Origin of the sequence: Flavobacterium sp. HJ-32-4, assembly GCF_022532105.1 — a bacterium.
Taxonomy (GTDB): Bacteria; Bacteroidota; Bacteroidia; order Flavobacteriales; family Flavobacteriaceae; genus Flavobacterium.
In genome coordinates this window covers 2,322,002-2,335,541 of the sequence record NZ_CP092832.1, presented here as the reverse complement: position 1 = coordinate 2,335,541, position 13,540 = coordinate 2,322,002, and the positions used below count along the sequence as shown (strand labels likewise).

Here is a 13,540-nt window from a genome sequence, read left to right as displayed (position 1 = left end):
GCAAAGCCGCATGTCTGACTACTTCAGACCTAGCCCGTTACGCGTTCGGTGGGGGAACGAAAATAGACGGCGTTACATTGTCGTGCTTCAACCGTAATTCCGCATGGATAGTCGTCTTCAAACGCGGCATTACCACAACAGGGGGCAGTTCGTCGGGCGTCCATACGTCGGTAATCAGTGTACTTTCTACTGACGGCGACTGTTCTTCTTCGTTCATCGTGAAAAAAGCGGACGTATCGCTGCTTCGTTCGATTAACGACACAAGAGTCGGTGTCGCCAAAAAGGCCACAAAAAAGAAAAGCGCGACAGAGACAAGAGTTTTCACGTTGAGCAAATGTAAACGGCTTGCCGGGTTGTATCCTACGTGCCTGTCACTTTTGTTGGAATTTTAACACTTTGATGACTAACCGAGATATAAACGGTCGTCCTAAAACAAAAAAAGTGGCAACCGCCACTTCTTCGTTAGATCGTATAAGATCACACCTCCTCGGTGAGCCAGGCTTTCATCATCCAGATGGTTTTCTCCTGTTCTTTGATGAAATCACCCATCATCGAATTGGTGCCCTCGTCGTCGCAGTCGGCGGAGGCACGCAAAATCTCGCGCTCCAATATAAGTAACGAGGTAAGGGAATCAATAATTAGTTGTACGGCCAAATCGTCTTTATGGATATCCTTGCCCACGCGCACTTTGTTGTTTTCAACATAATCCTGCAGCGTATGCAACGGCACCCCGCCCAGCGTCAGCACCCGCTCTGCGAGTTCGTCGATTTTGAGTTGCGCGTCATTATACAATTCCTCGAACTTCACGTGAAGTGAGAAAAAGCGTTTTCCCCTGATATTCCAGTGGATACCGCGCAGGTTTTGGTAATATACCTGGAACGAGGCCAGCAGTTGGTTGAGGCTTTCGACCAGTTTTTCGGAGTTTTCGACCGATAGGCCGAGTGCATTTGTCTTCATGGGAATGTGCTTTGATACCTCAAAGGTACGCAAACAGGACGGGCATAATTATATAGTTTCCACTTATACTTTTTATCTTTACATCGATAAAATCGATAAAATGACCATTACCCAATTGCAATATGTACTGGCGGTAGCCGAACACCGGAACTTCACGCTCGCGGCCGACAAGTGCTTTGTGACACAGCCCACGCTGAGTATGCAGATACAGAAGGTAGAAGACGAACTGGGCGTCTTGATTTTTGACCGCAGCAAAAAGCCGATTCAACTAACCGATATAGGGCAGAAAATAGTAGCGCAGGCCAAGAACATCGTCAACGAAGCCGATCGCATCAAGGATATCGTCGACCAACAGAAGGGGTTCATCGGAGGGGAATTCCGCCTCGGCATCATCCCCACCATCATGCCTACACTCTTGCCGATGTTTTTGAAGAGTTTCAATAACCGGTATCCCAAGGTCAAACTCATCATCGAGGAGTTGACAACGGAGGAAATCATTACCCGTTTAAAAAACGGACATCTCGACGCGGCGATTGCCGCGACGCCGCTGGAGGAAGAGAAAATCAAGGAAGTGGTGCTGTATTTTGAACCCTTTGTCGCCTACGTACCCAGCAGCCATCCGATGGCCCAACAGGCTGAGCTCGACCCGGCGGACCTCAACGTAGACGAAATCCTGTTGTTACAGGACGGGCACTGTTTCCGCGACGGCATCCTCAACCTCTGCAAACGGAAAGGAACCGGTGAAAAAGCGTCCTTCCAAATTGAAAGTGGCAGTTTTGAAACGCTCATCAAATTAGCGGATGAAGGCCTGGGCACCACGCTCCTGCCCTATTTGCACACCCTCGATCTCAGCGAAAGCGGGAAACAACGGCTGCGGCCCTTCCGCGACCCAAAACCGTCGCGTGAGGTAAGCCTCATCTATCCCAAAACCGAACTGAAAATCCATATCATCGAAGCCCTGCGTGCCGTTATTTCCGGCGTGGTACGCGGCGCGATTACCTTTCAGGATGTGCAGATCATCAGTCCGTTGAAGAAATAAAAAAAGGAGCCGAAGCTCCTTATGGTTTGACCATTAATACACAATGACGTAATTCCGGTTTTTCTTTGACAAACTGGAGGAGCCAATCTGCCAATTGCTCAATCTCGTAAGGCAGGAGGCTTTTGAGTGCCTTCTCCAATTCCTTACAAAAAAGCCGTGGGTCGAAACTCACTCTTTCGAGGATTTTTTTCGTAAACGTAATCCTGGTTTCCTGCATAGACGTTTCGTTAATAGTAGATGTAAGATCGTAGTTCAAAAGTAAAAATTTTAGGTTTACGAAATCGATTTCATAACGTTTTTTTAGGCTATTTTCTTCAAAGCGCGACGTCATGTAAAAATTAAGTCGCAACCCCTTACAAAATTAGCACAAAAGGCAAACGACTGCCTCCCGGACCGCAATGGGACGATGGTACCGACGCGTCCTGACAACCTTTTCCCCATCTTCTTCAAATCTCGGGAACGGAATGTCGCAACCTTCGTCCGCATGCTTACCGGTGCTACAAAGTTGGCAATCGTATTACGGTCTGCTTTACAAAATCGTCCTCCTAACTTATATCACGACCTAAGCCATTTGTAAGTTTTACGAGAGGGGTTGTAACAGTTTCGCAGGGCAATTCCCAGACATTTGGAAGTAAAAACACCCCATGAAAAAACCCTCACTCACCACCGGAACCGTCAAGCGGAGTCTATTCGACACCTTCGCCACCCGTGTTACGAAAGCTACGGGCAGCACGTGGGCATTTGGCACAGCCCTGGGTGTAGTCGTGTTATGGGCGATTTCCGGCCCGTTGTTTGATTTTTCGGAAACGTGGCAGTTGGTGATCAATACCGGAACGACCATCGTCACGTTCCTGATGGTCTTTCTCATACAAAAGGCGCAAAACAAAGACTCGCTGGCCATCCAACTCAAACTGAACGAACTGGTCGCCTCCCATGAATACGCCAGTAACCGACTGGTCGATATCGAAGGGATGACGGAGGAAGAGATGTTGGTAATTCAAAAATACTACGTGTATCTCAGCAAACTGACCAAGAAGGAAGGGTCGCTGCAAAGCACCCATTCGATCGACGAAGCACGCGAGCAACACGAATTCAAGGAAGATATCCAGGAACAACACCCGCGCACGGCGAAGGCTACAAAATCCAAAACACGGAAGTCACCTTCGCGATGAGGGCATATTGTGTAAGAATCGAATAAAATCCTGTAAAGGTGAAATGTGGACCGTCTGCTACTTTTACAAAAATGAAACGAATGAACCGTCTGCTTTTTTTCAGTGGCTGTAGCCTGTTATTCGCCGGATGCGCCAATTGCGACGATGAAGCCGAAGCCACCGGGGAAGAACGCTTTCATGCGGCAGACACGACGGCTGTCGTACAACCGTAGCCTCTTTATTATCTCTATATATTTTGTTTGGTTAGGAACCGTGGCATTACGTCACGGTTCTTTTTTACAGGATGATCTTGCGCATGCCCTCCTCCACGTTTCGCCACAGGAAGTTGTAAAAGGACGCATCCGGCGTGCGGGTCACGTCAACAGACGTCGACTTTATCTTGTCATCGGTATCATTCGCCACCAGGGCGTTGCCGATTGCAGAGGCGATTTTATTCTCGCGCGACGGTTTCTTTTTGCGGTATACACGTATTTTCAGGTCGTCATACCGCATCCCTACCGTTCCTTTACTATCGCGGTCGTTGCCCGTAATGTCGAAAGTGACCAGCGCCAGCTTCCCTCTTGTTTTGACGTTACTGTAGGGCTTGGTGAACGGATCCAGTTTGTAGGCCTCGAAATTGCGTATTTGTCCGCGGATGCGAAAACCATCCTGTTGGTCGAGTACGTTGAAACGCCAGTCAACCTTGAGTGTCGCTTCCTTCATAAAGCGCGTCTCGATCGCAATCTGCACATCGGGAAGGTGTTGGCGCCCGTAGCCACTGTGAAGCGAGCGTGCATTGAGGTCAAACTGGGAAAAGGTGAGTTGACCGGCGCCACGCGCGTTTACCTGTTCTTCATACACAATGCGGGCGTTGCCGATGGCCAGTGTTTCCAGGTCAAGGTCGAAGGGTAGCTCGCGGAGCAGCTTGTTATACAGCGGACGTTTTCGGGTGTCATCCGGTATGCGCTTGTCGCGGTAAATAAGGGCATCGACTCCGTGTAGGTCCAAACGGCGGGCGGTGACAAAGAAACGTTTGTTCCGCACGCCCCACTCCATATCCGACAACGCGATCGTACGGGCGGCTATCCGGTAGAAATCCTTTTCTATTTTCAACTCTCCCCCGAACTGCGAACGCGTGATGTCGGGTTGCAAGGCAAAACCTTCTACCCGTGCCGTTTCGGGCGTTAGCAGAACATGTGCGGCGGCAAGGTAATAGACAGGGCCTGTCTTCCAAAAGAAGTGGCGCGCTTCCACCTTGTAGTCGTCAAACCGAAACGGAAGTGGCGCGTCGGCGGCAGTAGGGGAAGCAAGTTCGGATATACGGACCCTCATGCCATCCATGCGGATGTAAGGCTGCGGTTCCCCCTTGCGGCTAACCACGATACGCCCGCCGTCGATACGCACCTCGGCTACCCCGAAAAAAAGCGGTTTTGATGCTTTCGCGGCTTTTTTCGTGCTGTCGGTTACGATGTGAAGATCGGGTTTCCGGACCGATACTTCCCGAAGGATCAAGCCGCCGCCGGAGAGCAACTTCCACAGATGGACGCCAGAGATGTCCAGCGAAGCAACCGATCCGGTGATAGAAACGGCGGGACGGGTGCCAGCTGAGGGTTGTATGATAAGCGAATCGAGGGAAACCGACCGCGACCAAAGGGAGATATCCAGTTCACGATACGAAATCGCGTAGCCCTTTGCCTTTTGCTCGGCCAGCCATTGTTCGATTTTGTGATGCGCCCACCATTCCGCACCCAGCACGAGTAGAACAATAGCAACGGCGGCTCCGATGAAATAGCGAAAGCGGTAGAGAGTAGGTGGTATCATTCTCTACAAGTTACGCATTCGGGCTCGGGCCGCCTCCGGATTTCGCGTTACTTTAACACCTTTGGACCCCGCACTGTGTGAACTTTAATAGAGCGCTAACAAATGGTGGACAATGGGATGCGTACCTTTATAGTACGGTACGCGTGGCGAAAGCCCACTTCCGTTCAAACAAGCAACGATGGCAACAAAAAAAGGATTTGTTGTTTTTAGTTCTTTAAAAAGAAAACCGCGGCCTTAGCCGCGGTTTTCGATTGTATAACGTAGTAAAATCTATTTCACATCAGCCAGCGTTTGCTGGGATGGAGCGGTATCAGACACCTGCTCTTCTGAGCGTATATCGTAACTTAAAATTCCGATAATCCGCCAAATCTCGTCGATTTCGGTGAATAGCAGGCGAATGTCATTATAGCGTTTGTTTTCGTTGGTGAGCACTAGTTCGCCCATGTGTCCGGGATTGCCGGCGATCCGGTTAACGAACATCCCTTTCTGTTTACTGACGACCACGACCAGCCAATTCTCTCGGACGTCATATAAAAACGTTTTTTCGCAAATCACAAAGGTGTTCTCCTCAATTACCGGAAACATATTGTTCCCGACGACCTGAAACGCCATAGACTGTTCGGTGGAGATGAAGGGAAAGTTGTACCGCGTCGTCCCTTCCATAAGCGCACCCCTGTCGGTACCCGCGGTGTATTGGAATAACACTTCCCGTTTCAGCAGTGGAGTTTCACTTGACAACCCGGCCATTCGGTTTTTTCCAAGCAGGATTTCGTTAAGATCAAGCTCATACAGATCACAAATGCGTATGAGGGCGTCGTAGTCGAGCGTGTTCCGTTTCTTCCAGGTTGAAATCGTGTTGGGCCGTACATTTAGGAACTCCGCCAGCTGTATGTCTTTACGTATTTTTAGTACCTCTTTTAGCCGCGCAATGACGTCTGTCGCATTTTGAATATTTTTATCTTGCATATTTCTCAAAATGTCACTTAAATGCCGTAATAATTACCTCTTTTATATTTTGTTCAATCATAAAACAACTTCAAAAAAACACGTAAAACGAAGGAGGCCTGCACGTTACAAAGGTCTCTGGGGTTATCGAAATTCGCATTTTTTGGATGGGGTTCCGAACAAATGTATAATAAAATTTGTTAAAGAATATCTCAGAATACAGTTTTTACAAATTAATCGATTAAAGGTAAAAATAATCGACAATCATTGAGAAATATCCTGTTAATGCCGATTTAAGCTACTTAATTTGCATCCTTTACGCGTAAGACCTCTCGTGTTGTGTATACAAATGAAGAAGCGGAGGATTTTCACTACTCCATCGCAGCCCTTTACAAGAACGGATAGTGGCGAAAAAGAAGGGTTAGATAGGTCGACAAGTGTTAAGTACGTGGCGAAACGTTAGGTATCTACTAAAAATGTAAAAGTCTTAAAACCACTTCTTTCGCTTGAAATAATAGGCCATTCCGCCCGCCAGCAACACCATGATGCCCCATACGACAAAATACCCCATCCGGCTATGGAGTTCCGGCATATTGTCGAAGTTCATCCCATACACCCCCACAATAAACGTCAGCGGCATGAAGATGACCGATACCACCGTCAACACTTTCATGATTTCATTCATGCGGTGGCTTTGCGCAGAAAAATAGACGTTGGAGGCGCTGTCGAGTGAATTCATATCATAGTCGATCTGTTCCAGCAACTCGAGTGACTTTTGGTGTAGGCGCGCAAAAAACGTATAGTTCATCTTTTCGATGCCATCAAAGTCGTCATCGTCCTGCATACTTTTAAGGTTCAGCAACGCATCCCGCAAGGGCTGGATCGACCGTTTCAGAAATTGCAGGGTATTCCGGCTTTTCTCGATTTTCTCGAGTATGTCCGGACTCTGGCTCGTTTTGGCTTCCAACAGCAAATCCTCGATACAATGTTCGTCATGCTCAAGGGTGATGTAGAAGTTATCCATTACCGACTCCAGCAACAGATACAGCAAATAGTCGTTTTTCTTCTTTCGCACCAAACCCGAATGCGTCTTGATCCGTTCGCGGATGTGGCTAAAGAAGTCACTCCGCTTTTCCTGAAACGATATCAGCGTATTGTTCCGCAACAGGAAACTAATCTGTTCAATGCGTATATGGTCATAATCAACGCCAGGCAAGATGGATTTGATACTGAAGAACAGCGTTTCGTTCAGCTCTTCCATCTTTGAGCGTTTGTTGACGTTGAGTACGTCCCCGATGATAAAATGGTCGATGTTTAACGTCTCCCCCAGACGACGCACAAGATCCGTGTCGTGCAAACCATGAAGGTTGAGCCACTTGACGTCATGCTCCTGCAACGGATCCTCGATTTCCTTCTTCACCCGCTCCAGCGAGACATTCTTATATTCCTCATATCCATTGTCGTCGTATACGAACAACTGCATCGAAACCGGCTCACTGGTGTGCACGCCGGTGTAGGTGAAAAGGTCGGCACTCACCGAGCGCGACTGTTTGTATTTGATCCGCTTCAAACCGGGAATTTTAGCCTAAAGATAGGAGTTTTTCCCCCTGCTCGTTACCTTTACCAAAAATCGAAACGCATGCTGACGCTGTTGACCCACATCCGTGAATTGTTGCAAATACGCGAACCCGGCGTGCCGTGGGTGGCAGGTGCCGATATGGCAATCCTTCCCAAACTAGAGCAGGCGTGGTTGTTGGTGGAAGACGGCGTGATCCGGGATTTTGGGACTATGGACAAATTCCCCGATGTGCAACCCGACCGCAAAGTGAACTGTTCGGGCCGCGTCGTGCTTCCGGCCTGGTGCGACAGCCATACCCATTTGGTATATGCCGGAAATCGGATACAGGAGTTCGTCGATCGGATCAACGGACTCTCCTACGAAGAAATTGCCCACCGCGGGGGTGGCATCCTCAATTCGGCCCAACGACTGAATGATACAGACGAAGACACGCTGTACCAGGAATCGGCGGCGCGACTCGAAGAACTCATGCGACTCGGAACCGGGGCGATCGAAATCAAATCTGGGTATGGCCTGACGACAGAAGGCGAACTGAAGATGCTACGGGTCATCCGACGGCTTCGGGAAACGTATCCAGTCGCCATCCGGGCCACCTTCCTGGGGGCACATGCCTTCCCGGCGGCCTATAAACAAGACCATGAAGGCTACCTAAAACGGATTATTGACGAGATGCTACCGCGCATAGCGAAAGATGGACTTGCCGACTACATCGACGCCTTTTTAGAGACGGGCTATTTTTCGGTCGATGAAACCATCCGCATTATGGAGGCAGGAAAAAAGTACGGTCTCATCCCCAAAATACACGTTAATCAGTTCACTGCCATCGGAGGCATTCGGGCCTGCGTCGAACACGGGGCCCTGAGTGTCGACCATTTGGAGATCGTAGAGGATGACGATATTGAAGCGTTGAAAAACAGTCGAACGATACCGGTCGCGCTTCCCTCCTGTTCCTACTTTATCAGCATTCCGTACACGCCCGCCCGACAACTCATATCGGCCGGGCTTCCCCTGGCGCTGGCCAGTGATTTCAATCCGGGTACTACACCATCCGGCAATATGAACTTCGTGGTCGCAACCGCGTGCATCAAAATGAAGATGACACCAGAAGAGGCCATCAATGCCGCCACCCTAAATGGTGCCTATGCGATGGGGATTGAAGCGTCACACGGAAGTATCACACGCTGGAAACGGGCCAACCTGATCATCACCAAGCCCATTACGTCTTTTTACGAATTGCCGTATGCCTTCGGTTCGAACCTGATACAGGATGTGATGATCGAAGGGGAATTTGTCGCATAAAAAAAACGCCCGTTTGCACAGGCGTTTTCTTCTTGAATTAATAACTAACAGAAGCGTTTATTTCAGTGTGAAGGTGGTTTTCGACACCAGTTCTGATTTATCGAAGATGTTGACGAAGTAGCTGCCCTTCGCAAATTCTTTGCCTTTTCCGTCCAGGTAGTTGCATACATCAACCGCTTCGTTGTTGTATTCAACTGTCACTGGGAAGCTGTACGTCAGCGTCATGTCACCGAAGTTCTCGGTCTTCTTATCGCCCAACACGTTATTCTTGCTGTCGATGACCTGCACATAATACGTCTTCTCTCCCGACTTGGCGATGGCGTTTGCCGCGAGGGCAAAACAGACTTTCACCTGGTCGGCGCGGCTGGCGCGTTCCGTTTCAATCTGCTTACCGGAACTGCGGACTTTCACCGGCTGCGTACGCAGGTTCATCACCACGATTTTCTGGCCTTTCTCAACTGTTTTAGCGAGGTTGACATTCTGGATGACCAGCGTATCGTTGAGTTTTTTCTGCTGGCCCAAAGCCATAGAGGTACTGTCACGTTCGACCGTCAGGCGTTGGTTGGCCGTCTTCAACTGGTCGTTTTCCGCCACCAACTGCTTCATCTTTGCGTTCAATTGCTGGTATTGCGACTTGTATTTCCGCATAGCGTCGGCGTCGCCTTTTGACTTTTTGAGGTCGTCCATCAGTTTGACGACTTTGTCACGCTCGGCAATCAGTTCGTCAGAAAGCGCTGTTTTGGCGGCGATGGCATCGTCATAGGTACTTTTCAGTTCTGCGAGTTCGTCAAGTACTTTCTCCTTCTCCGACTTCTCCGTCGTGAGTTCCGTATTCATTTTATTGGCGTCGGTCGTCATCTTGAAGATGTATGCCAGGCTTCCGAGCAACAGCAGGGCCAGCACCACGATGATGGCTTTGAGGCTCGAGGTATTCTTCTGGTTGTCCATTGGATTTTCGATTATTTTCCCACTAAATTAAAATAGTGCAGAGGAACGGTTACAGATATTAACGTAAGTTTATACATTTAGGGACCCGAAAACAAACGATTTCCGTATGGAAAAATTACGTGTACTCACGGCCTCCGATCTGGCGAAGGTCACCCACCATCGCAGCGGCGAAGTCAAGTTCGGAGAGAAAATGCTGACCGTTCCGAAGGGCGTATTGCCAGACACCTTTCTTCGGACGTGTGAGGCTCCGTATGTGTTGGTTGGTATTCCGGAAGACATCGGTGTACGGGCCAATTTCGGGAAACCAGGGGCCGCCTCTGCCTGGCAAAGCGCACTGTCGGCGATTGCCAACATCCAGCACAACCGGTTCTGCAAGGGAAGCCGCATCCTGGCACTCGGCGCGCTGAACGTCGATGCGGAGATGGAAGCCGTTGCCGGACTCGACTTCCACAAAACAGAAGACCGTACCAAAATGACCGAACTGGTCAGTGAAATCGACCGTGAAGTCGCGCATCTGGTGTTTTCCATCGTGAAGGCCGGTAAAAAACCGATTATCATCGGCGGTGGACAAAACAACGCGTACGGAGCGGTGAAAGGAATGGCATTGGCCACCGGAAAGCCCGTCAATGCGGTCAATTTCGACGCACATTCCGATTTCCGCATCATGGAAGGACGTCACAACGGCAATGCCTTTACCTATGCGTTTGAAGAAGGATTCCTGAAAAAGTATTTCATCTTCGGGCTGCACGAAAGCTATACGTCCAAAAACGTACTCCACATATTGAAGGACATGGAAGACCGGGTGCGGTTCAATACGTACGACGCGGTGAAAATTCGTCGAGAACGCGATTTCAACAGCGAACTGGCAATGGCACTCGACTTTGTAAAAACCAGTCCGTTCGGCATAGAAGTCGACCTCGATGCGATCCCCAATGTCGCCAGCAGTGCCATGACCATGAGCGGATTTTCCGTAGAGGAAGTACGGCAATATGTGAGTTTCTTCGCCTCAAATCCTAACGCCGGCTACCTGCATATCGCAGAAGGTGCGCCTTCACTGGGCGATGCCAAAGACAGTGACCTGATCGGAAAACTCATCGGGTATATGGTCACCGACTTCATTAAGGCAAATTACCGGAAGGTAGAAGGAGTTTGAGGGTTGAGGGTTGAGGGTTGATAGTTCATGGTTCATGGTTCATGGTTCATGGTTCGTAGTTCAGGGGTTTGGGTTGACTCCCTAACTACTAAATCGCCCGCATTCTAAATTCGCTACTTCTCTTCCCAACCTGACAATGCAAACTACAGACCGCTACCGGCACCTCCCGTCGTCACCTTCACCAACTTTAACAAATAATACGGTTTTCCCGTACCGCCAGATTTGCCGCGTTTTGTAAGGGACGCATCCGCCCCTCCCCTAACGCAAACTACACTTTCCGGACGACACCATTTTACGGAAAAACCGCGTATTTTGTTAATTGTAGTAGGGAGTTCATGGTTCATGGTTCATAGTTCGTAGTTCATGGTTCGTAGTTGATTGTGGATGGTGGATGTTGGACGCGACAAACTGCCGGGATACTGTATAGATACTGTATGGATAAAGCATCAATGGTGACAAATTACTAACCCGCACCATTAAGCGCCCTTCATTTCCGCACTATCTAATTCAGGATTCAGAATCCACGTAATACAAGTCCTCTCTCTTCTTTCCTCAATCCTCTCTCCTCTCTCCTCCTTGCTCCTTGCTACTCCTCCCCCACCTTTACCAGAATTTTAAGAGCGACCCGCGCAATAAATGTTAAATTGCGCCGTAGAAATAGTAGGTAACGACCCGACCATGGACAAAATCAAAATACTCTGGGTAGACGACGAGATCGACCTCCTCAAACCCCACATCCTCTTTTTAGAAAAGAAAAATTACGACGTCACGACCTGCAACAACGGACGCGACGCCGTCGACCTTTTTGAACGCGAAAACTTCGACATCGTCTTCCTTGACGAGAACATGCCCGGCATGAACGGACTCGAAACGCTTCAGGAGATCAAAGAGCGTAAATCGGCCACACCCGTGATCATGATCACCAAAAGCGAAGAAGAATACATCATGGAAGAGGCCATCGGATCCAAAATCGCCGACTATCTCATCAAACCCGTGAACCCGAACCAGATCCTGCTGAGCCTGAAAAAAAACCTCGACCATTCACGATTGGTATCCGAGAAGACCACCCTCGACTATCAGAAGGAATTCCGCAAGATTTCAATGGATCTCGGAATGGTCCGCACCTATGAAGACTGGATCGAACTCTACCGCAAACTCCTCTTCTGGGAAATCGAACTCGATGACATCGAAGACCAGGGCATGATCCAAATCCTCGAATCACAGAAAGTCGAAGCCAACAGCCAATTCGGCAAATTCATCGAACGCAATTACGAGGATTGGTTCGAACCCAAGGCCGAACGCCCCGTCATGTCGCATACGCTGTTCCGGGAGCTCGTCGTGCCTGAACTCAAGAAAAAAGACCGTCCCATCCTTTTCGTCGTCGTAGACAACCTGCGCTACGACCAATGGAAGACGTTCGAAAGTGTCGTCGCCAACCACTACCGATTGGAAAAGGAAGTGGCATATTATTCGATACTTCCCACCGCCACCCAGTACGCACGGAACGCCATCTTCTCAGGCCTCCTTCCCACCGAAATGGAAAAGCAATTTCCCCAATACTGGAAAAACGACATAGACGAAGGTGGAAAAAACCTGTTTGAAGCAGAATTCCTGACAGCGCAACTCAAGCGCCTCGGACTCAACATCAAACAAGACTACTTCAAAATCACGAATTTGGCCGGCGGCAAAAAACTGTCCGACAACTTCAAGTCGCTCAAATCGAATGATCTCGTAACCGTCGTCTACAACTTCGTCGACATGCTCTCCCACGCCAAAACCGAAATGGATGTGGTGAAAGAACTGGCCGCCGACGACAAAGCCTATCGTTCACTTACGTTGAGTTGGTTCCGCAATTCGCCCCTGCTCGAAATCATCCAACAGGCGCAGAAACTTGGCTTCCGCTTGATACTGACCACCGACCACGGCACCATCAACGTGAAGAATCCTTCGAAGGTCATCGGCGACAAGAACACCAGCCTCAACCTGCGCTACAAAACCGGGCGCAGCCTGACGTATGAAGAACGCGACGTATATGCGGTGAAAGACCCGAAACGCATCGGATTGCCTTCCATCAACATGAGCAGTTCGTATATCTTTGCGAAAAACGACCACTTCCTGGCGTACGTCAACAACTTCAACCACTACGTCAGCTATTACCGGAACTCCTACCAACACGGAGGTATTTCCCTTGAAGAAATGATCGTACCGTGTTTGGTGCTCAACCCGAAATAAGATCATGGAGCGCCTTTTCCTTCTCGAAGAAATCGACCGCATCGCCGCCGACGTACTTGCATCCGCCTCTCATCCCGTCATCGTCCTCAATGGTGAGATGGGCGCCGGTAAAACCACGCTCGTTAATGCGATGTGTAAAGCCATGGGCGTCGTCGATGCCACCAGCAGCCCTACGTTTTCCCTCATCAATGAATACCGTACCGATCAGGGTGACCCCGTCTTCCACATCGATGCCTACCGATTGAAAAACGAGGCTGAAGCCTTCGCCATCGGAATGGACGAATACCTCGAATCCGGAAACCGTTGCTTCATCGAATGGGCCGAGAAAGTACCTAATCTGCTGCCTCCCACCTATTCGATCATCGACCTGACGGCCCTGCCCGATGGACGCCGGCATTTGGTTTTACGATAATATT

General features: G+C 49.5%; 14 protein-coding genes. 7 read left to right on the top strand and 7 right to left on the bottom strand.

Annotation, left to right across the window (positions count from 1 at the left end; translation table 11 throughout):
• Positions 1-37: 37 nt before the first annotated feature.
• On the bottom strand, positions 38-325 hold the full coding sequence (locus MKO97_RS09730; protein WP_241103026.1) for a hypothetical protein: 288 nt from the start codon (positions 323-325) through the stop codon (positions 38-40).
• A 152-nt stretch (positions 326-477) separates the two neighbouring features.
• Positions 478-957 (bottom strand): Dps family protein, encoded by a 480-nt coding sequence (locus MKO97_RS09725; protein ID WP_241103025.1) that lies wholly within the window; start codon positions 955-957, stop codon positions 478-480.
• A 100-nt stretch (positions 958-1,057) separates the two neighbouring features.
• Between MKO97_RS09725 and MKO97_RS09720 the strand changes: the two genes are divergently transcribed.
• Positions 1,058-1,996 (top strand): LysR substrate-binding domain-containing protein, encoded by a 939-nt coding sequence (locus MKO97_RS09720; RefSeq protein WP_241103024.1) that lies wholly within the window; start codon positions 1,058-1,060, stop codon positions 1,994-1,996.
• A gap of 19 nt (positions 1,997-2,015) precedes the next feature.
• On the opposite strand, the gene MKO97_RS09715 is transcribed toward MKO97_RS09720, so the two are convergent.
• Positions 2,016-2,213: a hypothetical protein gene (locus MKO97_RS09715; RefSeq protein WP_241105515.1), complete on the bottom strand. Its 198-nt coding sequence runs from the start codon at positions 2,211-2,213 to the stop codon at positions 2,016-2,018.
• A 427-nt stretch (positions 2,214-2,640) separates the two neighbouring features.
• Between MKO97_RS09715 and MKO97_RS09710 the strand changes: the two genes are divergently transcribed.
• The gene (locus MKO97_RS09710; protein ID WP_241103023.1) at positions 2,641-3,168 is read left to right on the top strand and encodes a low affinity iron permease family protein; all 528 of its coding nucleotides are present in this window, start codon (positions 2,641-2,643) and stop codon (positions 3,166-3,168) included.
• An 80-nt stretch (positions 3,169-3,248) separates the two neighbouring features.
• Positions 3,249-3,380, top strand: a complete 132-nt coding sequence (locus MKO97_RS15065; RefSeq protein WP_256463637.1) for a hypothetical protein — start codon at positions 3,249-3,251, stop codon at positions 3,378-3,380.
• A 64-nt stretch (positions 3,381-3,444) separates the two neighbouring features.
• On the opposite strand, the gene MKO97_RS09705 is transcribed toward MKO97_RS15065, so the two are convergent.
• The 3 genes from MKO97_RS09705 to corA form a co-directional block, all read right to left on the bottom strand.
• A complete protein-coding gene (locus tag MKO97_RS09705; protein ID WP_241103022.1) occupies positions 3,445-4,968 on the bottom strand; it encodes a hypothetical protein in 1,524 nt (507 codons plus the stop codon).
• Positions 4,969-5,238: 270 nt separating this feature from the next.
• Positions 5,239-5,934 (bottom strand): helix-turn-helix domain-containing protein, encoded by a 696-nt coding sequence (locus MKO97_RS09700; protein ID WP_241103021.1) that lies wholly within the window; start codon positions 5,932-5,934, stop codon positions 5,239-5,241.
• Between the two features lie 466 nt (positions 5,935-6,400).
• Positions 6,401-7,483, bottom strand: coding sequence for a magnesium/cobalt transporter CorA (gene corA / locus MKO97_RS09695; RefSeq protein ID WP_241103020.1), 1,083 nt, complete (start codon positions 7,481-7,483; stop codon positions 6,401-6,403).
• A gap of 69 nt (positions 7,484-7,552) precedes the next feature.
• Between corA and hutI the strand changes: the two genes are divergently transcribed.
• On the top strand, positions 7,553-8,791 hold the full coding sequence (hutI, locus tag MKO97_RS09690) for an imidazolonepropionase (RefSeq protein WP_241103019.1): 1,239 nt from the start codon (positions 7,553-7,555) through the stop codon (positions 8,789-8,791).
• Positions 8,792-8,848: 57 nt separating this feature from the next.
• Here the strand turns inward: hutI and MKO97_RS09685 are convergent, their stop codons facing one another.
• Complete coding sequence (locus MKO97_RS09685) at positions 8,849-9,739, bottom strand: hypothetical protein (protein ID WP_241103018.1); 891 nt, start codon at positions 9,737-9,739, stop codon at positions 8,849-8,851.
• 106 nt (positions 9,740-9,845) lie between these two features.
• Between MKO97_RS09685 and MKO97_RS09680 the strand changes: the two genes are divergently transcribed.
• The 3 genes from MKO97_RS09680 (at position 9,846) to tsaE (ending at position 13,536) form a co-directional block, all read left to right on the top strand.
• Positions 9,846-10,892: a formimidoylglutamase gene (locus MKO97_RS09680; RefSeq protein WP_241103017.1), complete on the top strand. Its 1,047-nt coding sequence runs from the start codon at positions 9,846-9,848 to the stop codon at positions 10,890-10,892.
• Positions 10,893-11,570: 678 nt separating this feature from the next.
• Complete coding sequence (locus tag MKO97_RS09675; protein WP_241103016.1) at positions 11,571-13,124, top strand: bifunctional response regulator/alkaline phosphatase family protein; 1,554 nt, start codon at positions 11,571-11,573, stop codon at positions 13,122-13,124.
• A 4-nt stretch (positions 13,125-13,128) separates the two neighbouring features.
• Positions 13,129-13,536, top strand: coding sequence for a tRNA (adenosine(37)-N6)-threonylcarbamoyltransferase complex ATPase subunit type 1 TsaE (gene tsaE, locus MKO97_RS09670; protein ID WP_241103015.1), 408 nt, complete (start codon positions 13,129-13,131; stop codon positions 13,534-13,536).
• The last annotated feature ends 4 nt before the right edge of the window (positions 13,537-13,540 follow it).